At 29.2% G+C, this 709-nt stretch carries 1 protein-coding gene; it reads right to left on the minus strand.

The annotated features are described in order from the left end of the window. Positions 1-493 precede the first annotated feature (493 nt). On the minus strand, positions 494-709 hold a 216-nt coding region (locus ACFINC_RS10800), incomplete at its 5' end, for an autotransporter outer membrane beta-barrel domain-containing protein (RefSeq protein WP_375617213.1).

Below are 709 nucleotides of genomic sequence, written 5' to 3' on the forward strand. Positions count from 1 at the left end.
GTAATCTAGCTATGATGGCTTTTAGAAGACCTAATTTGATAAGCATTCTGTTTTAAAGTGCTAAAAATCAAAATTTTTTGCAAAGATGTTTATTACTTAAAGCCGTTATTATAAAAATTATAAAAAGTTTTGGAAGAAAATTTATTGTGCGTTTACAAAATCTTCAGTCGATGTTCTTGCATATGCAAGTATGCATAATATGCTTTATAATATAAAAAAGCTAAAGTATTTTGTATTTTCCTCGATATACAAGATATTTTATTGAATCCATTCAATTTTTGTAAATCAGAAAAACTATCCTCTTGAAAATTCAACCGTTATTGAAAGATAAAGAGTTTTATTGCATTTTGTTTGAGAGAGTTTCATTCTTTTAAAAAAAGTATGGATGAAGAACGTTTATTGAAGTCTTTTAATGACAAATTTTAAAAAGACAGCACATTCGCACTGCCTTTTTTAAAATGAATAAAATATACGCTGTTTTTATAGTCTTTTCTTAAAATTGATAGCGTATTCCTCCTGAAAAGCTTGCTCCAGATATCCCAGCTTTTTGAAGTTTATGTTGATAATGAACATTAGCATGAAGGGCGATATTTTGTGATAATTGTGCATTCACACCAAGCCCACCTTCAAGGGAAGCTCCCATAGCATCAAGATGGAACGATTCACCAATCTGTATGGTGGCATTATTAGAAAAAGCTTTAACAATATT

Origin of the sequence: Bartonella sp. AP58NXGY (genome assembly GCF_042195785.1) — a bacterium.
Taxonomy (GTDB): Bacteria; Pseudomonadota; Alphaproteobacteria; order Rhizobiales; family Rhizobiaceae; genus Bartonella.